Annotated in this window: 18 protein-coding genes and 1 pseudogene; 15 read left to right on the forward strand and 4 right to left on the reverse strand. The window is 67.4% G+C overall.

Features of this window, described 5'->3' with window-relative positions; all coding sequences use genetic code 11:
* The first annotated feature begins 130 nt into the window (after positions 1-130).
* The 5 genes from ACFWZ2_RS04370 to nudC all read left to right on the forward strand — a co-directional run bounded on the left by ACFWZ2_RS04370 (position 131) and on the right by nudC (position 10,608).
* A complete protein-coding gene (locus ACFWZ2_RS04370) occupies positions 131-3,622 on the forward strand; it encodes an ATP-dependent helicase (protein ID WP_384541604.1) in 3,492 nt (1,163 codons plus the stop codon).
* Between the two features lie 149 nt (positions 3,623-3,771).
* A complete protein-coding gene (locus ACFWZ2_RS04375; RefSeq protein ID WP_384541607.1) occupies positions 3,772-4,467 on the forward strand; it encodes a hypothetical protein in 696 nt (231 codons plus the stop codon).
* An 83-nt stretch (positions 4,468-4,550) separates the two neighbouring features.
* The gene (locus ACFWZ2_RS04380; protein WP_384541610.1) at positions 4,551-8,180 is read left to right on the forward strand and encodes a UvrD-helicase domain-containing protein; all 3,630 of its coding nucleotides are present in this window, start codon (positions 4,551-4,553) and stop codon (positions 8,178-8,180) included.
* Positions 8,181-8,190: 10 nt separating this feature from the next.
* A complete protein-coding gene (locus ACFWZ2_RS04385) occupies positions 8,191-9,594 on the forward strand; it encodes a dipeptidase (protein ID WP_384541613.1) in 1,404 nt (467 codons plus the stop codon).
* 66 nt (positions 9,595-9,660) lie between these two features.
* Positions 9,661-10,608, forward strand: a complete 948-nt coding sequence (gene nudC / locus ACFWZ2_RS04390) for an NAD(+) diphosphatase (RefSeq protein ID WP_384541616.1) — start codon at positions 9,661-9,663, stop codon at positions 10,606-10,608.
* A gap of 61 nt (positions 10,609-10,669) precedes the next feature.
* Here nudC and ACFWZ2_RS04395 read toward each other — a convergent pair.
* The 3 genes and pseudogenes from ACFWZ2_RS04395 to ACFWZ2_RS04405 form a co-directional block, all read right to left on the reverse strand.
* Positions 10,670-10,753: pseudogene (locus tag ACFWZ2_RS04395) on the reverse strand (NrdH-redoxin); the annotation flags it as partial.
* A 15-nt stretch (positions 10,754-10,768) separates the two neighbouring features.
* Entirely contained in the window at positions 10,769-12,406 is a 1,638-nt protein-coding gene (locus tag ACFWZ2_RS04400; protein WP_384541620.1) for a recombinase family protein, read from the reverse strand.
* Positions 12,403-12,891, reverse strand: a complete 489-nt coding sequence (locus ACFWZ2_RS04405; RefSeq protein ID WP_384541623.1) for a hypothetical protein — start codon at positions 12,889-12,891, stop codon at positions 12,403-12,405. The genes ACFWZ2_RS04400 and ACFWZ2_RS04405 overlap by 4 nt, the downstream gene beginning before the upstream one ends.
* Positions 12,892-13,036: 145 nt before the next feature.
* On the opposite strand from ACFWZ2_RS04405, the gene ACFWZ2_RS04410 reads away from it, so the two are divergent.
* The 8 genes from ACFWZ2_RS04410 to ACFWZ2_RS04445 all read left to right on the forward strand — a co-directional run bounded on the left by ACFWZ2_RS04410 (position 13,037) and on the right by ACFWZ2_RS04445 (position 18,178).
* Entirely contained in the window at positions 13,037-13,414 is a 378-nt protein-coding gene (locus ACFWZ2_RS04410; protein ID WP_384541626.1) for a hypothetical protein, read from the forward strand.
* Positions 13,415-13,489: 75 nt separating this feature from the next.
* A complete protein-coding gene (locus tag ACFWZ2_RS04415; protein ID WP_384541629.1) occupies positions 13,490-13,732 on the forward strand; it encodes a hypothetical protein in 243 nt (80 codons plus the stop codon).
* On the forward strand, positions 13,729-14,562 hold the full coding sequence (locus ACFWZ2_RS04420; RefSeq protein ID WP_384541632.1) for a hypothetical protein: 834 nt from the start codon (positions 13,729-13,731) through the stop codon (positions 14,560-14,562). Before ACFWZ2_RS04415 ends, ACFWZ2_RS04420 begins: the two co-directional genes overlap by 4 nt.
* A gap of 576 nt (positions 14,563-15,138) precedes the next feature.
* Positions 15,139-15,483, forward strand: a complete 345-nt coding sequence (locus tag ACFWZ2_RS04425; protein ID WP_384541635.1) for a helix-turn-helix domain-containing protein — start codon at positions 15,139-15,141, stop codon at positions 15,481-15,483.
* A gap of 31 nt (positions 15,484-15,514) precedes the next feature.
* Entirely contained in the window at positions 15,515-16,453 is a 939-nt protein-coding gene (locus tag ACFWZ2_RS04430) for a P22 phage major capsid protein family protein (RefSeq protein ID WP_384541638.1), read from the forward strand.
* Positions 16,454-16,617: 164 nt separating this feature from the next.
* A complete protein-coding gene (locus ACFWZ2_RS04435) occupies positions 16,618-17,079 on the forward strand; it encodes a hypothetical protein (protein ID WP_384541641.1) in 462 nt (153 codons plus the stop codon).
* A 213-nt stretch (positions 17,080-17,292) separates the two neighbouring features.
* Positions 17,293-17,442: a helix-turn-helix domain-containing protein gene (locus ACFWZ2_RS04440; protein ID WP_384542153.1), complete on the forward strand. Its 150-nt coding sequence runs from the start codon at positions 17,293-17,295 to the stop codon at positions 17,440-17,442.
* 421 nt (positions 17,443-17,863) lie between these two features.
* Positions 17,864-18,178 (forward strand): HNH endonuclease, encoded by a 315-nt coding sequence (locus ACFWZ2_RS04445; protein WP_384541644.1) that lies wholly within the window; start codon positions 17,864-17,866, stop codon positions 18,176-18,178.
* A gap of 207 nt (positions 18,179-18,385) precedes the next feature.
* Here the strand turns inward: ACFWZ2_RS04445 and ACFWZ2_RS04450 are convergent, their stop codons facing one another.
* The gene (locus tag ACFWZ2_RS04450) at positions 18,386-18,574 is read right to left on the reverse strand and encodes a hypothetical protein (RefSeq protein WP_384541647.1); all 189 of its coding nucleotides are present in this window, start codon (positions 18,572-18,574) and stop codon (positions 18,386-18,388) included.
* 140 nt (positions 18,575-18,714) lie between these two features.
* Between ACFWZ2_RS04450 and ACFWZ2_RS04455 the strand changes: the two genes are divergently transcribed.
* Together ACFWZ2_RS04455 and ACFWZ2_RS04460 are read left to right on the forward strand one after the other, a co-directional pair.
* A complete protein-coding gene (locus ACFWZ2_RS04455; RefSeq protein ID WP_384542156.1) occupies positions 18,715-19,437 on the forward strand; it encodes a helix-turn-helix domain-containing protein in 723 nt (240 codons plus the stop codon).
* The gene (locus ACFWZ2_RS04460) at positions 19,424-19,918 is read left to right on the forward strand and encodes an NUDIX domain-containing protein (RefSeq protein WP_384541650.1); all 495 of its coding nucleotides are present in this window, start codon (positions 19,424-19,426) and stop codon (positions 19,916-19,918) included. The genes ACFWZ2_RS04455 and ACFWZ2_RS04460 overlap by 14 nt, the downstream gene beginning before the upstream one ends.
* Positions 19,919-19,956: the final 38 nt, after the last annotated feature.

Raw genomic sequence — 19,956 nt, forward strand, 5'->3', positions numbered from 1 at the left:
GGCCCGTACGGGGGAAGCGCCGCGTCCCCCGCGGCCACTGGCGTAGCGTCGACAGCACGCATCCCCGTCACCCCGCGGCCACCGCCCGGCCACTCATCGACCAGCACACCCACCAGGACCGGCGACCCACGTGAGCTCCCCTTCTTCCGCCCGGCACATTCGGCACCCGTCGCACCACCAGGTACGACAGGGGACCCCGGGCGCCTACCGACTGGTGCGTACCCCGCCGGCCCCGTTGGATCCCCCTCGCTTGGACGCACGTCAGCGCGCTGTGGTTGACCACGAGGGCGGCCCGCTGCTGGTGCTCGCCGGACCCGGTACGGGCAAGACGACCACGCTCGTCGAGTCCGTCGCCGCCCGCGTCGCCCGGGGCGGGGACCCCGCGCGGATCCTGGTCCTGACCTTCAGCCGCAAGGCCGCGGTGGAGCTGCGCGACCGCATGGCGCTGCGCATCGGAGCGGCGCGCGCCCCGCAGGCGACGACGTTCCACTCCTTCTGCTACGCCCTGGTCCGCGCCCACCAGGACGCCGACCTGTTCGTGGAGCCGCTGCGACTGCTCTCGGGCCCCGAACAGGACGTGGCGGTGCGCGAACTCCTCGCGGGCCAGCTCGACCTCGCCCAGGAGGGCCGCGCGCACATCCGCTGGCCCGACGACCTGCGCGCCTGCCTCACCACCCGCGGCTTCGCCGACGAGGTGCGCGCGGTGCTCGCCCGCAGCCGCGAACTGGGCCTGGGGCCCGCCGCCCTGGACGACTTCGCCCGCCGCAGCGGCCGCCCCGACTGGGGCGCTGCGGCGTCCTTCCTCGCCGAGTACCTGGACGTACTCGACATGCAAGGAGTGCTCGACTACGCGGAACTGGTGCACCGCGCGGTGCTGCTCGCGCGCCGCCCCGAGGTGGCGCGGGCGCTCGGCGGGCAGTACGACGCCGTCTTCGTGGACGAGTACCAGGACACGGACCCGGCCCAGGTGCGGCTGCTGAGGGCCCTCGCCGGCGGCGGCAGGTCCCTCGTCGCCTTCGGAGACCCCGACCAGTCGATCTATACGTTCCGGGGCGCCGATGTGAACGGCATCCTGGAGTTCCCGCACGCCTTCCCGCGCGCGGACGGCACCCCGGCGCCGGTCGAGGTCCTCACGACGTCCCGCAGATCGGGCGCCCACCTGCTCGCCGCGACCCGGCTGCTCACCCGGCGCATGCCGCTGACCAGGCTGCCCGCGGAGAAGGTGCGGATCCACCGGGAGCCGACACCGGTCCGTGACGGCGGCCGCGTCGAGGTGTTCACCTACCCGACGGCCGGCACGGAACTCGACAACATCGCGGACATCCTGCGCCGCGCGCACCTGGAAGACGGTGTCCCCTGGAGCGACATGGCCGTCTTGGTCCGCGCGGGCGCCCGCACGATCCCCGCCGTCCGACGCAGCCTCAGCGCGGCGGGCGTCCCCCTCGACATCGACGGCGACGACATCGCCCTGCGCCACGAGCCCGCGGTGGTCCCTCTGCTGACGGCACTGAGGGTGGTGGCGACGGCGGTGATGGCGGAGGGGGCCGAAGGGGGTGGCTCTGAGGGGGACGCCTCCGAAGGAGACGGCCGCGAGGGGAACGCCTCCGAGGGAGATGCCCCCGTAGGGGAGGTTCTCGAAGCAGACGGCCGCGAAGGGAACGCGCCCGAAGGAGGCACTCCCGAAGGAGACGTCCCCGAAGGCGCCGACGTTCAACGCGCCGCCACGCGTGGCGAATCCACCGCCCCCGCCTGGCTCGACACCGAGACTGCCCTCACCCTGCTCACCTCACCGCTGGCCGGCATGGACGCCGCCGACCTGCGCCGCCTCGGGCGTGCCCTGCGGGAGGAGGAGCGCGCCGCGGGCCATCATCTGCCGCCGCCCTCCGACGAGTTGCTGGCCCGCGCCCTCGCCGAGCCGGAGCGGCTCGTCGCGCACGACCCGACGTACGCGCGAGGCGCCCAGCGGCTCGGCGCGCTGCTCCGCAAGGCCCGTGAGCACCTCGCGGGCGGCGGTACGGCCGAGGAGGCGCTGTGGGAGCTGTGGGACGGCACACCGTGGCCCAAGCGCCTTGAGCGCACCGCCCGGCGCGGCGGCGCGGCCGGGCGCAACGCCGACCGCGACCTCGACGCGGTGTGCGCGCTGTTCGCCGCCGCGGCCCGCGCCGAGGAGCGCACCGGCGGCCGCGGCGCCCTCAACTTCCTTGAGGAGACCGAGGCGCAGGACATCGCCGCGGACACGCTCACCCGCAGGGCCGTACGCCCCGACGCCGTACGCCTCATGACGGCGCACCGCTCCAAGGGGCTCGAGTGGCGGCTCGTCGTGGTCGCGGGCGTCCAGGAGGGCCTCTGGCCCGACCTGCGCCGCCGGGGCTCCCTCTTGGAGGCCGACCGCATCGGACGCGACGGCCTCGCCGAGCCGCTCACCCCCGGAGCGCTCCTCTCCGAAGAACGCCGACTGTTCTACGTCGCCGCCACGCGCGCGCGGGAACGCCTTGTCGTCACCGCCGTCAAGGCACCCGCGGACGACGGCGACCAGCCTTCCCGCTTCCTCACCGAACTCGGCGTCGAACCAAAGGACATAACCGGCCGCCCGCGCCGCCCCCTGTCCGTCTCCGCGCTCGTCGCGGAGCTGCGCGCCACCACCGTCGACCCGCGCGTCTCGGAGCCGTTGCGCGAGGCGGCGGCCCAGCGCCTCGCCAGGCTCGCGGCGCTCAGCGACGCCGACGGGCGCCCCCTCGTCCCGTCCGCGCACCCCTACCGCTGGTGGGGCATGTACGAGCCGACGGCGAGCGAAGTCCCCCTCAGGGACCGCGACAAGCCCGTCGTCCTCTCCGGAAGCGCCCTCGACCAGCTCGCCAACACCTGTTCCCTGCAATGGTTCCTGGGCCGCGAGGTCAAGGCGGACGCCCCCGCCACCGCCGCCCAGGGCTTCGGCAACGTGGTGCATGTCCTGGCCGACGAGGTCGCCTCCGGACGCACCCCCGCCGATCTCGCCGTCCTCATGGAGCGCCTCGACTCGGTGTGGGACGCGCTCGCCTTCGACGCCCCCTGGAAGTCGTCGCAGGAGAAGGAGCACGCGCGCGTGGCGCTCGAACGCTTCGTCCAGTGGCATGTGATGGACCGCGCGAGCCGCACCCCCGTCGCCAGCGAGCACGGCTTCGACGTGACCCTCGAAGCGGGCCCCTACGAAGTGCGCGTGCGCGGTTCCATGGACCGCGTCGAGCAGGACGCGGAAGGCCGTGCCTACGTAGTGGACTTCAAGACCGGCAAGCAGGCCCCGAGCGCCGCCGACGTGGCCCGCCATCCGCAGCTCGCCGTCTACCAGTTGGCGGTCCGCGAGGGCGCCGCGGACGACGTCTTCGGAGGCGTACGTCCCGATCCGGGCGGCGCGGAACTGGTGCAGCTGCGCCAGGGTGCCGCCAAGAAGAACGGCGGCGACGCCCTCCCCAAGGTGCAGGCCCAGGAGCCCCTCTCCGGGGAGTGGATCGGCGACCTCCTCGCGACGGCCGCGGGCAAGGTCCTCGATGAACGCTTCACGCCCACCGCGGGCCAGCACTGCACCCACTGCGCCTTCCGCGCCTCGTGCAGCGCGCGCCCTGAGGGCCGTCACGTCGTGGAGTGACACCCGCGACACCAGTGCCCTTGGTGGCAAAGCTCACGTACGGCTACCCGCGCCCATAGCAGGCTCACAGGCCACCTAAAGTCTCGGTAAAGCTGAACAGTGCACTCAGCGGAACGTCCGATCGTGCACCTTTCCGAGGAGATACATACATGGCAGCCAACCGGAAGCTCCTGGCAGTGGCCGTCGTCTGCGCCGCCGCCGTCATCGGCGTCACGGGCTGCAGCAGCGACAGCGGCGACAAGGACCCCTTCGACGGGATGAGCGCCGACAAGATCGCCGAGAAGGCCTCCAAGGCCTCCAAGGACGCCGGTTCCTTCGCGATGAAGGGCCAGATGAAGCAGGGCGGCGAGACGAGCAACATCGCGTTCTCCGTCGCCGAGTCCGGCGACTGCAAGGGCACGATGGGCTCGCAGAAGTCGGGCACCGCCGAGTTCCTCTCCGTCGGGAACGCCTCGTACGTCAAGGCCGACGAAAAGTTCTTGGGCAGCAAGGGCAACGGCGGCGCGGCCGAGCTCCTCAAGGGCCGTTGGATGAAGTCCGACAAGAAGGACAGCGTCTGCAACCGGGACGACATGTTCAAGGCCGACGAGCTCAAGAAGATGAAGCGCGAGGACGACGCCGACGTCGACGGCAAGAAGGCCGCCGTCCTCACGCGGAAGAAGGGCAAGGAGACCACCACCTTCTACGTCGCGATGGAGGGCAAGCCCTACTTCCTGAAGGTCGTGAACAAGGGCAGCGACGGCCCCGGCACCGTGACCTTCAGCGACTACGGCAAGCCCGTCGACGTCAAGGCCCCGCCGGCCAGTGAGATCGTCGACCCGGAGAAGCTGGTCTCGGGTTCCTGACCCCACGCGTTCCCTGAGCGGGCGGTGGCCGCCGACGTCCGGTTTCGTCCCGGATGTCAGTGGCCACCGCTAGCCTCTCTGTCGTGTCACCTCGCCTCACCGACCCCGAGCAGCTCAAAGAGCTCCTCGGCATCCCGTTCACCCCGGAGCAGACGGCCTGCATCACCGCGCCGCCCGCCCCGCAGGTGATCGTGGCCGGAGCCGGGTCGGGCAAGACGACGGTGATGGCGGCGCGCGTGGTCTGGCTGGTCGGCACCGGCCAGGTCGCCCCCGAGCAGGTCCTCGGCCTGACGTTCACGAACAAGGCGGCGGGCGAGCTCGCCGAGCGCGTGCGCCAGGCCCTGATCAAGGCGGGCGTCACCGACCCCGAGGCGGTCGATCCGGACAACCCTCCGGGCGAGCCGGTCATCTCCACGTACCACGCCTTCGCGGGCCGCCTCCTGACCGACCACGGCCTGCGCATCGGCCTGGAGCCGACCTCCCGGCTCCTCGCCGACGCCACCCGCTTCCAGCTCGCCGCGCGCGTGCTGCGCGAGGCCCCGGGCCCCTATCCGGCGCTGACCCGGTCCTTCCCCGACCTCGTCAGCGACCTCCTCGCCCTCGACAGCGAGCTCGCCGAACACCTCGTGCGGCCCGACAGGCTCCGGGCGTACGACACCGAGCTGCTGCGCGCCCTGGACGGCGCGAAGCTCACCAACGCCGACCTGCGCAAGGTCCCCGAGACGGTGGCGGCACGGCTCGAACTGGCCGACCTGGTGGGGCACTACCGCGCGGCGAAGCGCTCCCGCGACCTCCTCGACTTCGGCGACCAGATCGCCCTGTCCGCGACGCTCGCCCGCACCCGCGCCGACGTCGGCGAGATCCTCCGCGACGAATTCCGCGTCGTCCTCCTCGATGAGTACCAGGACACGTCGGTCGCCCAGCGCATCCTCCTGTCCGGCCTGTTCGGCGCGGGCACGGGCCACCCGGTGACCGCCGTCGGCGACCCCTGCCAGGCGATCTACGGCTGGCGCGGCGCCTCGGTGGCGAACCTGGACGACTTCCCCGAGCACTTCGCGTACGCCGACGGCCGCCCCGCCACCCGGCACGCGCTGAGTGAGAACCGCCGCAGCGGCGGCCGCCTCCTGGACCTCGCCAACGACCTCGCGGAGCCGCTGCGCGCCATGCACGCGGGCGTGGAGGCCCTGCGACCCGCACCGGGCGCCGAGCGCGACGGAGTGGTGCGCTGCGCCCTGCTGCGCACGCACGCCGAGGAGATCGACTGGCTCGCCGACTCGATCGGCCACCTGGTGCGCACCGGCAAGGCGCCCGGCGAGATCGCGGTCCTGTGCCGCACGGCGACGGACTTCGCCGAGATCCAGGGCGCCCTCGTCGCCCGCGACATCCCTGTGGAGGTCGTCGGCCTCTCCGGACTCCTGCACCTCCCGGAGGTCGCCGACCTCGTCGCCGTCTGCGAGGTCCTCCAGGACCCGGGGGCCAACGCCTCCCTGGTGCGGCTCCTGACGGGACCCCGCTGGCGCATCGGCGCGCGCGATCTCGCCCTCCTCGGCCGCCGCGCCCGCCTCCTCGTACGCCCCGGGCACACCGCCCCCGACGACCCGGACCGGCGGCTCGCCGAGGCCGTCGAAGGGGTCGACCCGGCCGAGGTCATATCGCTCGCGGACGCCCTCGACACGTTCCTGGAGACACCGCTCGCCCCGGACGACTCCTCCGGAGGGGACGACGGACTGCCGTTCTCGGCGGACGCGAGGGTGCGCTTCGCCCGGCTCGCCGCCGAACTGCGCGAGCTGCGCCGGTCGCTGTCCGACCCGCTGATGGACGTCCTGCACCGCGTGCTCGCGGTGACGGGCCTCGAAGTGGAGCTCTCCGCGTCGCCGCACGCCCTGGCGGCCCGCCGCCGCGAGACCCTCTCCAACTTCCTGGACGTCGCCGCGTCCTTCGCCGCGAACGACCAGGGCGCGTCCCTGCTCGCCTTCCTCGGCTTCCTGCGCACCGCCGCCCAGTACGAGAAGGGCCTCGACAACGCCCTGCCGGGCGGCGAGAACACGGTCAAGGTGCTCACCGCCCACAAGTCCAAGGGCCTCGAATGGGACGTCGTCGCCGTCCCCGGCCTGGTCAACGGCACCTTCCCGAGCGCACAGGGCCGCGAGAAGTGGACCGCACAGGCCAAGGTCGTCCCGCACGAACTGCGCGGCGACGCGGCCACGCTGCCCGACATCGAGGCGTGGGACGCCAAGGGCATGAAGGCCTTCCACGAAGCGATGAAGGACCACCAGCGCACCGAGGAACTCCGCCTCGGCTACGTCACGTTCACCCGCCCCCGATCGCTGCTCCTCGGCTCGGGCCACTGGTGGGGCCCCTCCCAGAAGAAGCCCCGCGGCCCCTCGGACTTCCTCCAGGCCCTCCACGACCACTGCGCGGCGGGCCACGGCGAGATCGAGGCCTGGGCGGACGAGCCGGCGCAGGACGAGGAGAACCCCGCCCTGGCGGAGGCGACCGCCGACCACGCGTGGCCGCTCCCGTTGGACGACGCCTCGCTGGCCCGCCGCAGGGCCGCCGCGCGCACGGTCCTCGACCACCTGGACCACCTGACGGGGGAGAGCACACCGGAGCACGCCCGCTCCCACGAAGAGGCCCACCCGTCGGCGTACGACGACGCGCCCTTGGCCGACGACCCCGAGTGGCCGCCCCCTCCGGAGGACGAAGAAGGGTCCTACGAAGACACCGGCTTCCCGGACACCGACCCGGCGGGCTGGGACGCGGACTGGGACTCCCTGGCGACAGAGCGCCCGACCGTCCCGCACCCCGCGGACGCCCCGGGAGCCGAGTCCGCAGGCCACGACGCCCCGGGCGACGGCGCCCACGCGCGCGTGCCGCTGCCCGCGTCCGCGCCCGACGCCCACCCGCACCCCGCCGACCGTGTCCCTGAGACCCGCCCCGCCCCGGAGGAGTCCCGCGCCCGCCTCACCCCGGAGGAGGCGCGCACCCTCGCCTCCTGGGACCGTGACCTGGACGCCCTCACCGGCGAGCTCCTGCGCGCCCGCGAGGCCGTCAGGGACGTCCCCGTGCCGCCCTCGCTCACCGCGTCCGAGCTGATGCGCCTGGCCGCCGACCCCGAAGGGTTCGCGCAGGAGCTGGCCCGGCCCATGCCGCGCCCGCCGCAGCCCGCAGCCCGCCGCGGCACCCGCTTCCACGCCTGGGTCGAGTCCCGCTTCGAAGAGCTCACCCTGCCGATGCTCGCCCCGGAGGACCTGCCGGGCGGCGGCCCCGACGAGGCCGAGATCGCCGACGAGCGCGACCTGGAAGCCCTCAAGGAAGCCTTCGAACGCACCGAGTACGCCCACCGCACCCCGTACCGCGTCGAGGTCCCCTTCCAGTTCGTCATCGCGGGCCGCGTCGTCCGGGGCCGTATCGACGCCGTCTACAAGGACGGTGACGAAGACAACACGACGTACGAGATCGTCGACTGGAAGACCAGCCGCACCCACAGCGCCGACCCCCTGCAGCTCGCCGTCTACCGCCTCGCCTGGGCCGAGCAGCAGGGCGTCCCCCCGGAGTCGGTGAAGGCCGCGTTCCTCTACGTACGCAGCGGAGAGACCGCCCGGCCCCGGCATCTGCCGGACCGCGCCGAGCTCGAACGCCTGCTGCTCGAAGAACCGGCCGCGGTCCCGGACGGTGAACCGCCGGGAGAGCGGGACCCGGATGGCGGATAGGCTCGTGACCATGAGCGAGACACCGGACAGCGCCGTCCGTACGTACATCGAGAGCCACCGTGCCGCCTTCCTCGACGACCTCGCCGAGTGGCTGCGCATACCGTCGGTGTCGGCCCAGCCCGAGCACGCGGGCGACGTGCGCCGCAGCGCCGACTGGCTCGCCGCCAAGCTCAAGGAGACCGGCTTCCCGACCGCCGAGGTCTGGGAGACGGCGGGCGCACCCGCCGTGTTCGCGGAGTGGCCCTCGGACGACCCACAGGCCCCCACGGTCCTCGTCTACGGCCACCACGACGTCCAGCCCGCCGCCCTCGAGGACGGCTGGGACACCGAGCCGTTCGAGCCGGTCGTCCAGGGAAACCGGCTCCACGCGCGCGGGGCGGCCGACGACAAGGGCCAGGTCTTCTTCCACACCCTCGGCGTCCGCGCCCACCTCGCCGCCACCGGCCGCACCGCACCCGCCGTCCACCTGAAGCTGCTCGTCGAGGGCGAGGAGGAGTCCGGCTCCCCGCACTTCCGCGCGCTCATCGAGGAGCACCGCGAGCGCATCGCCGCCGACGCGGTGATCGTCTCGGACACCGGCATGTGGTCGGAGGACACCCCCACCGTCTGCACCGGCATGCGCGGACTCGCCGACTGCGAGATCGAACTGCGCGGCCCGGACCAGGACATCCACTCCGGCTCCTTCGGCGGAGCGGTCCCGAACCCCGCGACCGAGGCCGCCCGCCTGGTCGCCGCCCTGCACGACGAGCACGCGCGCGTGGCGATCCCCGGCTTCTACGAAGGCATCACCGAACTCACGGACCGCGAGCGCGAACTCTTCGCCGAGCTGCCCTTCGACGAGGAGCGCTGGCTGCGTACGGCCAAGTCGTACGCGGCCCACGGCGAGGCCGGGCACACGACCCTGGAGCGCATCTGGGCCCGGCCCACCGCCGAGGTCAACGGCATCGGCGGCGGCTACCAAGGAGCGGGCGGCAAGACGATCGTCCCGTCGTCCGCGTTCCTCAAGCTGTCCTTCCGGCTGGTCGCGGGCCAGGACCCGGACCGCGTCGAAGAGGCCGTGCGCACCTGGGTCGCCGACCGCGTGCCCGCAGGCATCCGCCACACGATCACGTTCGGCGCCGCCACGCGCCCGTGCCTGACCCCGCTCGACCACCCGGCGCTGCAGTCCGTCGTGCGCGCCATGGGGCGCGCCTTCGAGCAGCAGATCCGCTTCACGCGCGAGGGCGGCTCGGGACCTGCCGCGGACCTTCAGGACGTCCTCGGCGCACCCGTGCTGTTCCTCGGCATCTCCGTCCCGTCCGACGGCTGGCACGCGCCGAACGAGAAGGTCGAGATCGACCTGCTCCTCAAGGGCGTCGAGACCACCGCCTACCTGTGGGGCGACCTCGCGGAGAACTGGCGCGATGCACACTGAAAGTCCCCGGATCGCCGAGCACGTCCTGCCGAACCACCCATTCCATCGGGGGAGTTGGAAGCACCTGTGACCACCTGGACCGACCGCACCGCAGACCGGCCCGTCTCGCTCACCGCGCCGAGCGGCATCGACCGCGCGGCCCACCACCGCATGGACGAGGCGTGGCTCGCCGCAGCCTGGAGCCATCCGACGACCCGGGTCTTCGTGGTCTCCGGTGGCCAGGTGCTCATCGACGAGACACCGGAGGGCACCACCGAACTGGTGATGACTCCCGCCTTCGAAGCGCCCCTCACCGAGGAGCACCGCTACTTCCTCGGCAGGGACGACGACGGCGTCAGCTACTTCGCGCTGCAGAAGGACTCCCTGCCGGGCCGCATGGACCAGTCGGCGCGCCCCGCGGGACTGCGCGAGGCGGGGCTGCTGCTCTCGCCCCGTGACGCGGGCCTGATGGTGCACGCCGTCGCCCTGGAGAACTGGCAGCGCCTGCACCGCTTCTGCTCGCGCTGCGGCGAGCGCACGGTCATCGCGGCGGCCGGTCACATCCGCCGCTGCCAGGCCTGCGGCGCCGAGCACTACCCGCGCACGGACCCCGCGGTGATCATGGCCGTCAGGGACAGCGAGGACCGCATCCTCCTCGGCCGCCAGGTGCACTGGCCCGAGGGCCGCTTCTCCACCCTCGCGGGCTTCGTCGAGCCGGGCGAGTCCATCGAGCAGTCGGTGCGCCGCGAGGTCTTCGAGGAGGCGGGCGTCACGGTCGGCGACGTCGAGTACGTCGCGAGCCAGCCCTGGCCCTTCCCCTCCAGCCTGATGCTGGGCTTCATGGCCGACGCGACCTCTTCGGAGATCAACGTCGACGGCGAGGAGATCCACGAGGCCCGCTGGTTCTCCCGGGAAGACCTGCGGGCCGCATTCGAGTCCGGGGAGGTCCTGCCTCCCTACGGCATCTCGATTGCGGCCCGTCTGATCGAGCTCTGGTACGGCAAGCCCCTGCCGAAGCCGGGCACCGTCGGCTGACCGAGCCGCGCCCTGGGGCCGGAACCCGGCCTCAGGGACCCGCCGCGGACCGGCCTCCCGCCTAGGCCAGCTTCTGCTTGACCTGCGCGAGCGAGGGGTTCGTGAGCGTCGAGCCGTCCGGGAAGAGGACGGTGGGGACGGTCCTCACTTTTTCTCCCGCTCATGCGGCCAAGCTCAGGGCTTGAGTCCCCTCGGGGAGAGGGATCGACGTCACCGTCCCATCGGGGAACGTGGCCTCGGCTGTACCTGCCTCCAGGTCGATCCAGAACGACACGTCGCCGTCATCGAGGGGTGCTCGCTCGCCGTAGGTCAGGTGCGTGAGCATGAGCGGCGCCGGGAAGTTGTCGCCGTACTCGAACCGGATACCGCTGGGGCGGGCGAATACCTTCACGCCCCAAGAGATCAGCTTCTCTCGCCTCTCGTCTGGCGTGGACGCATCCCACCATTCCGCGTAGGTCTGGCCTGTCTCCGTCCACTCCTCACGGGGCTTGTCCTCGGGTGCGTTCATGAGCGCTTCGCGCTCTGCCGCGACCTTGGCGACATGCTGGCCGTAGTCGACGGCCGACAGTCGGCCCGCCTGGAGTTCCTTTGTGAGCTGGTCTAGCTGGCCGTCGAGGATGGCTACCTGAACGGCCCTGGAGTCGTCTACAACGGCCCGGCGCTCCTTCACTGGCAGGTGGCCTATCTGGAGCTTCAGAGCGGCTTCAATGAGCTCGTACAGTTCCTCAGCCATCCACGAGTGACCGGCGCACCGGTCACGGCCGAGTGTCCTGTTCCCCTGGCACCGGATGCGGGGACGCTTGCCGTTCTTCACGCCACCCCTGGCGTAGTACAGCGGGTGCTCATAGTCGGACCCGTCGCAGAACAGGAAGCCACGCACGGGGGAGACCTTGGACGGCCCCTTTGTGTACTTGACCAGGCTCACGACTTCCTGAAGTGCCAGCCATTCCGTATCGGTCAGTACCGGCTCAGACCGCATGACCGGCGTGCCGTCAGCGTTCCGCACGACCGTGCCGTCTGCCCGGACGTACTCCCCGAGCAGGGACCGGGACGTGAGCACGGCCTGAACGGAGTTTGCAGACCAGCGGGAACCCCGGCTCTTGGCCTTGTCCTGGTCGAGTCGGGTAGTCGACTCGCCCTTGCCCGCACGCATCCGGGCAATGTCTTGAGCGGTCGGGACGCTGCCAGCGTTCAGCCAGTCCGCGACCACGGAGAACGACCGGCACGACATGAACAGCCGGATCATTTCGAGGAGCACCGGCCCGTACGTCGGGCACAGACGCAGGGTGTATCCGTCTCCGTCCTTGACGGCTACGCGGCCGAACGGGACCAGGCCACCGGCCCACCGGCCAGCGTCCCTCATCGCTTCACGGGAAGCCTTGATGCGGGCCTTGATGGCCTCCAACTCCGCCTCTGCCAGTACCGCAAGGATCTTGGCAATGGTGCGTCCCCACGGGGTCGACAGGTCGAAGCCCTCTTCGATGGATACGAGGGACTTGCCGTGCTTATCGCACCAGTCGAGCAGTGCGCACAGGTCCTTTACGGACCGGGCTATTCGATCGATCTTGTAGACGTAGATGACATCGAATTCGTCGCGCCGGTTGTTGAGCCAGTCCCCGAGGGACGGCCGCAGCCACGGGGAGAGGGACGCTGATACGTCGATGTCTTCCGCGAAGCCCACGAAGGTCAGTTCGTCTGCGTCCACGCGTTTGGAGATGCGCCGCTTCTGTGTGTCGTCGCCGGTCTGGCCGACACCGCCAACACTGAGGCGGATTGCGCCTATTGCTCTGAGTTTCATTCCGCGCTTTCGGTGAGCTTTCGTGCCTTGTCTGTGAGGTCTCCCCCTGCTTTCCCGCCCCCGGTCTCGGTCAGGAATCCTTCCTTCCTGGCCTTGACCACATGCATCTTGACCGTGCTAGCGCTACGGCCGGTTGCCGTAGCGAGGATCGACATGACCCCCCGAGCCTCCACCCCGGACGCGCCGTCGAGAATCGCCACGTAGGCCGCTGCTAGGTGGGCCAGATAGGCGTCCGTGATCTTGTCCGTGGATGCCGCCTTGAGCGCTTCCAGGGCGCTACGGCTGGCCTCCCGCTGGCTGCTACGCCGTGCCCGGAACTCTTCCTGCCTGAGCCGGTCCGACAGGGCCCGGTGAGCCTGGCTGATGGTCTCCGCCGTCAGCTCTCCGCCGTCCCCAACGGCAGTGATCCGAACCTCTACGATCCGGCCGTCTTCCCTGGTCACGGCCAGTTCGTACGGCTGGCCGATGATCTCTGTCTCTCTCATGACCGCCCTCTCGTCCGGTTGCTGCTAGTTCACTGTAGCACCGCATCGCTACGGCGATACGGTTTGCAACCGTAGCGATGATCGTGCATAGTGGCAGCCTGCGGGACGGAAAGGGCCGAACCGGATTGAGCACAGGAGGTAATTGATGCGAGATGTAACAGGCGAATGGCTGCAAGAGGGAGACCCGGTCACGGTCGGCAGTTTCCTGGACGACCGCCCGCAGTACATGAGCGGCTGGCAAGGAACCGTCAAGAGTTTCGGGCGTACGCGGGTGACCATCACTGTCACGGCGGCTTTCAGTGAAAGCGATGAGGGGCGGGTGGAGTCGTTCCGCCCAAAGGATCTCCGTAAGGGGCATCACGGGATAGTCCGAGAGAAGGATCATCACTCGCGAATGCAGCAGGCTTTCCAGGACGTCAAGACCAATGCCGTCATGGACGCCTTGCTCCTCGGTAAGAACGCTGGAGTGATCACCGATGTGCAAGCGGAAGAGATCCTGCGGTTGTACCACAGCAGTAAGTAGAGAGCACCGAACCATTTCGAGGGCCCCGGTTGTGTGAGCTGGGGCCCTTTTGTATTCCATGAAAGGACTGAATCGATGAACGATGACTATGCCCCCGTTTGGCAGCTCGCCAAGAATCTGGGTATTCCGAACGAGCAGGCCGCCGCGCTCCTCATGAGTGCAGGCGTCGCCACAGGTGTGGCTGATGGACGGATCACTTTCCGGCGCGCGGATGTTGTTGAGCTGCTTTCGCGGGCTGGTCGCGATTGCGGCTACTGCGGAAAGAACAAGCGCCGTCCTTCCTGTGGCGCCCCCCGGCACTCGGAGGTAAGCGCATGAGCTACGCACTCAAGGCGACGTACGACGTCAAGGAGTCTTGGTCTCGGATGCTCTTTGATGAGTTCGGCCCTGGTGGCTGGATCGCTGAGTCGGCGCCGGAGTTCAACCGTGAGCATCTCCTGTGGTCGCTCGCCCTAATTCGCAGCGTGGACGGGCGTACCGGAACCGTGCGCCGGGGCGACAGAGACATAGCTCAATCACTCGGGTACACGGGCAACAATCATCCCGGAACCAAGACTCGGAGGATGCTGACGAGCCTCGGGTTCTTCCAAGACACCGGAAAGAAGGTTGGCCGTGCCCCGGTACTCCGGCTTTCAGCACCGAAGGTACTGGTCGACTCTGATAAGTACGAGAACCTTCGGGAATCCGTGGTCGATAACGCTTCAGTTCCCCCTGTAGGGGGGCCTAGGTATGGGGTTATAGGTAGTAGGTATGAGGTACAAGGCTCCAGGCAAGAGGCTGGAGGCTTGAAGGTTGAGGAAACAGATCAGGCACCGAAGGTGCACGAGACCGTTGGAGTAATCCAGCCTGCTCCTGAAAATCCGCAGGCTGGCCATATTGAGTCTGGCCACCAGGAGTGGCCATCTGTAATAGATTCCATGTCGCCTCATGTCGGCGACCTTGATTCAACCTCCTCGGGAGGCTGGATCGGCATTCCAGCCGACCAACCTGTCGGTACTGATGACTCCTATTCGTCGTCATCGTCCTCCGGCGGCTGTGACTGCACCTTCACCGCCTACGCGGTGGGTGGTGGTGGCTCTTGGTTGTGCGGAGACCGTGACCCCTTCGGGCCGCCTTGCGACTGCCAGTGCGGCCATGCAGTCGCCTAGGAGCACAGGCAGGACCTTGTGCTCGCCGGCCTCGGGACCAAGGTCCCATCTCCTCTTGAACCACCAACCCACGAAAGCTAGTTGAGATGAACCTGAACGATGACGACTACGACGACTTGATGAAGTCGGATTTCCCGTCTGGTCGCCCCTGCGTGATCTGTGACGAGCCTCTGAGGCGACGTACAGGGCCCGGAAGGCCCCCGCTTACCTGTGACCCACCAAAGGCGTGCAGACGGGCGTACAGGGCTTTCAAGAGGGCTGATGAACGTCGAGGTATCTACACGATGCATCGGACGCCAGAACAGCGTCAGAAGCCACCAGCGGTGGCACCCATCAAGGTTTGGTGCCGGTCCTGTCTGGCAGAGCATCCATTGCCTAGATGTGATCGCAGGTCAACGGGTTAATGCGACGCGTTACCCCTATTTATTAGTGGAGAGGTTGTTAAGCGCTCCCGGAGCGAAAGTCTCAGCTTCCACTCATGACACCCCCTGGTTTGACGAAATCAATCCGGACCAGGGGGTGTCTTTTGTTTGCCATCCCACTTGCGTAGCCGCAAGTAGATCAAAAGGAGGACCAATGTCCGATCACTACGACCGTCTTCGTCTCACTCTCAAGCACCGGCGTATTAGCGCCGGTCTCTCGGTTGCTGCTGTTGCCGACCGCGCCCAGGTGTCCGAGTCCACCGTGTGGCGCTGGGAAGAGGCTGTGCAGTGCCCTGGCGCCCTGAACCTGGCCCGCTGGGCGCACGCTGTCCGTGCGCCTCATGAGGCTCTGATTGCCCTCGTGGAGGCCGATACAGCCCACTGGGCCGCTCTGGTGGCTGGCGAGTATCAGCGGGCCGCACAGGACCGCACAGGCACTATCCGCACGGCTGACTATGCCGACGCTGTCGCCCTTGTCGACGGCCATCGCCGCCACTGACCTATCAAATACCACTTATGGAGTTTCCACTATGTCTCACACTTTCCAGATTGATGATGTCGTTGTTTCCGCTGTAGAGCTGCTGTATCACCAGAACGTCCTCGGCAATACAGTTCACCGCCAGGTGGAGCCTGGTTTCGAGGGGGGTCGGGGTGATTCCGTCCGCGTGCGTCTCCCTAAGCGTCGGACGGCTAAGGACTACACCGGCACTACTCAGTATGTCGACGTGGAGGAGAATGCTGTTCAGGTCAAGCTCACTGATGAGCCCACCGACGCCACAAAGCTCACCTCGAAGGAAAAGACCCTTGATGTGGCTGACTTTGCGAAGCAGGTCATTCTGCCGCAGACGGAGTCTGTGTCTCGCTACATTGAGAAGAACCTGGCTAAGCTGATGAATGACGAGTCTGCGAAGGTCACCGAGGCTGCACAGATCATTGATCCGGCTGCCAAGCCGGGCGCAGTCGGCCATGTGATTAAGTCCCTCACTTTTTCGGCTGCCGAGTTCACTCGTCGGGAGATTGACCCCGCGAACCGGTTCTTCGCTATCGGCCCGGATGTTCTTCAGCTCCTTCTCGATGTGGAGCAGATCCAGAAGGTGAATGAAGCTGGCGGCCCCGAGGCCCTGCGTAATGCAACTCTCGGCAACCTGTTCGGTTTCGACATCGTCGTTTCTCCGCACATCACGGGTGCGGTCGCTTACCACAAGGACGCTTTCGCCCTGGCGAATGTCGCGCTGGCTTCGGTTGAGGGCGCGAACTCCGCGTCGTCCTCGTTCAATGAGTACGGCCTCCGGATTGTCCGGGACTTCGACCCGTCGACTAAGTCTGAGGTCTGCATTGTGGACAGTCTCTGTGGTTCGAAGGTGATTGATGAGCAGCGGTTCATTCCGTTCAAGGTGAAGGGCGCAGCCGAGTCCGCACCGCAGGCTGCACCTGGCGCAAAGCCTGCACATCCGACCAAGCGTCGCTGATCTCCGATGGTTACTAGTAGCTGTGAGGCCAGTTGCCCCACGGCCTAGGGCCCCAGCCGGCTCGGCCTCGCCAACTATTGCCAGTAGTACATCGTTTCGCCCCGGCAGGATCGAACTCCCCTGCCGGGGCTGGCTGTTATACCAACGAAAGGGAGTCAACTCACATGAATGCAGACAAGATTATTGAGCAGGCCGACAAGGCCCGTGAGGCTCGGATGGCCGAGGAAGGCATGGGCAGTGAGCCCTACGCCGAAATCTCCTCGGACAAGGGAGCTCAGGACCGTTTGAAAGCAATGGATGAGCACATTGCAGACCTGGACGCCGAGATTGAGAGGGACGAGCAGGAGCCGATAGTCACCGACGAGTCGGACGAATCAACCGCCCTACGGGATGAAATTGCATCGCTGCGCATGGAACTGGCGAGGCGTGACGTCCGGGACCAGTTCGGCTGGCAAATCGCTGACCTTGCTACCGGCGATGACCCTGACTCTTTCAGGGCCGACGCTGAGCGCCTGGGAAAGCTGACTGGATCTGCAACCGGTGGTCTCGGAAAGGGTGGCCTTGACCCCAATGAGGCTGGCAACGGATTCGATGCGGTAGCTGCTATCCGGGAGGCGGGTCGATGAGCTGGCACACGTGCTCGAAACCTGAGCAGTGTTTCTACAACAAGGGCGAGGCTTGCCCTGCGGGTAGCACACCGCAGCATTTGGCGGCAGTCGCATTGTTCGCTGCACTCAAGCTCAAGCGTCCGTACATCGACACTACAGAGGGGGATACCCCCACGGCTATTCGCCGGGAGGTGAACTCCCATGATTCAACCGGTGACCTGCCCAGAAAGAATGAGGGCCAGGCGTGAGCGAATGGGTTGGACTCAATACGATGTATCCGAACGCATTGGGTGCTGCGCCTCATCGATATCGAAATGGGAGAACGGTAGAGTAAAACCTCGACCACATAACGAATTGCTGTGGATGATCGCACTCATGTGACGCTGAGAGAAGTTACTTGAGTTGATTTCAATCTGTTCTGTGTGACTTACGTGCGAGCGCTCAAGCTCACATCATGAGGCGCGACACGTGCGCGCACAAGCGCACTTTACCTATTCGACTTGCACGGACTCGATAGGCAGATAGGTGAGGATGGATAGCGATAGGTGGAGTGAGATCGGATCGAGTTGATTTGATTCAAACATTTTTCTTTTCGTTTTTGTTCTCGAAAATTCTTTGAGAACTTCAAACTTCTTTCGAAGTTCATTTTGTGTAAGAAAAAATTCTGCAAAAACACGAAGGTGGCAGGGGGAGGTCCCCCGCTTCAACAAATCTGGAGACCGAAGCGTCATAGCGTCTCCCGTCCTGTACGGGTTCTGAGGCTGAACCCGTCGACGTAACTACTGAGAGTGAGGAAGTAATCATGAACTGGAATACCTCGGATCGCCGCTCGCGGCTCCCCTCGAATTGGTCCATAATCCGCGCCCGTATCTGGCGGCGTGACAGCGGCTTGTGTCAGCACATCCGATACGACACGGGCATGCCTTGCTTCCTTGACGGTGCCGCAGTGGACCATGTCATCAACAATGACGATCACTCGGATTCGAATTTGCAGGTTCTGTGCGCTTGGCATCACGCACAGAAGACCGGCAAGGAAGGTGCTGCCGGTCGAGCAAAGGCCCGCAGTTCCCGGAGTCTGCGCACCAATGAACCGCGCATTCCTGGACGGTTGGACTGAGTTTGCGCTACGCAGGACGGACCTTGTTGGGGTGGACCAGCCGCTCAGTGCCGCCCCCGGACTCAGGCCACACGAACGCCGTAGGGCGCTTCTTGCGCTCCCCTGGAGGGTCGGCGGGATCTTCCCAATCGGGGATCACATCTCGGAGGATGCCGACGTTTCCGGCCGCGTCTACGACGCGTCGACCGATGTCCTCGTACCTGACCATCAGCGGCACGGTTCGTAGTGCCGGTACGGACCCAATGCTGGGGCGCCGGACTGGCGCTCTACCGGCATACGCCACACGCGTTGAAGGGTCTTGATGACCTTCCCGCAGACGGCGCACTTCTCGCCCTCCGGGGCGTACGTGACGTACTCGCCCTGGCGGGCGTCCGTCGTCTTTGCTCTCGTGGCCATGCCGTCATGGTCGGCGTGATCGCTGGGACGTAGGAACCTCGTACGTTTCCCACTTTGGGACGTCCCACGGGTGCTAGAACGTCCCTAGCGATGGCCGGAGGGTAGAGAGAATGGGTGCCAACGAACGACTACGCGCAACCATGGTCGCCGGGGGCTGGACGCACGCCACCTTGGCGGAGCAAGTAGGCGTAGATCCCAAGTCAGTTGAGCGATGGGTGAACCTCGGTCGGGTGCCCCGACAGGCAACCGCAGTGAAGGCTGCTGAAGCCCTCGGGGAAGACATCCACGCCCTGTGGCCTGCCCTTCGTCAGGCACGGTCCGCACGGGCCGTCTCGCCGGAACTGGTCGCCCTGTACGAGCAGCGGGCAGACCTGCCGGTGTCCGTGTTCGTTGATCTACTCGCCGCAGCGCGCGAGCGTATCGACGTGCTCGTCTATGCAGCCGTGTTCCTGCATGAGGCGTATCCCCGGCTCAATGACCTTCTGAGGGAGAAGGCGGAGGCAGGCTGTCAGGTTCGTATCTGCCTCGGGGATGCCGACTCCCCGAACGTTGCTGCCCGTGGCCGTGAAGAGAAGTACGGCCACGGCATCGAGTCACGGTGCCGGTTGGCGCTCATGCACTACCGGCCGCTTGTCGGCGTCCCTGGGGTGGAGATCAGGACCCATGGGACGACGCTCTACAACAGCTTGTATCGCGTAGATGATCAGGTGTTGGTCAATGCCCACGTGTGGGGCGTGAACGCTTACGGAGCCCCTGTCTGGCATCTGCGACGGGCGGAGGGTGGCCGGATGTTCGACGGGTACGCGGACAGCTTCCAAGCTGTGTGGGAGACAGGCCAGGAGGTCACGGATGGCACGGACTGAGTTCTACGACGACCCGCAGGCACCGGAGCCCAACAGTCTCGTTGTGGCGGCCTCTGCCGTGGTCACGGACAACAAGGGCCGCATCCTGCTGCAACGGCGCTCAGACTCCGGGAAGTGGGCTCTGCCTGGCGGCGGTATGGAGATGACTGACAGCCTGCCGGGGACGGCCGTCCGTGAGGTGAAGGAAGAGACCGGCCTAGACATCGAGATCACGGGGCTTGTCGGCACGTACACCGACCCAAAGCACGTCATCGCCTATACCGATGGGGAAGTACGCCGACAGTTCAACGTGTGCTTTCGGGCCCGGTTGGTCGGGGGAGAGCTGGCCATCTCGGACGAGTCGACGGAACTCCGATGGGTCGACCCTGCCGACCTGGACGGCCTGGAGCCGGACGGGACGCCGTCCCTCCCTATGCACCACACGCAACGGCTGAGGCTGTCGCACTTCCTGGAGGATCGGCCTGCGCCCTACCTCGGCTAGATACGACAGAGCCCCCGGACACGATGCCGGGGGCTGCT

Origin of the sequence: Streptomyces sp. NPDC059002, assembly GCF_042740435.1 — a bacterium.
Classification (GTDB): Bacteria; Actinomycetota; Actinomycetes; order Streptomycetales; family Streptomycetaceae; genus Streptomyces.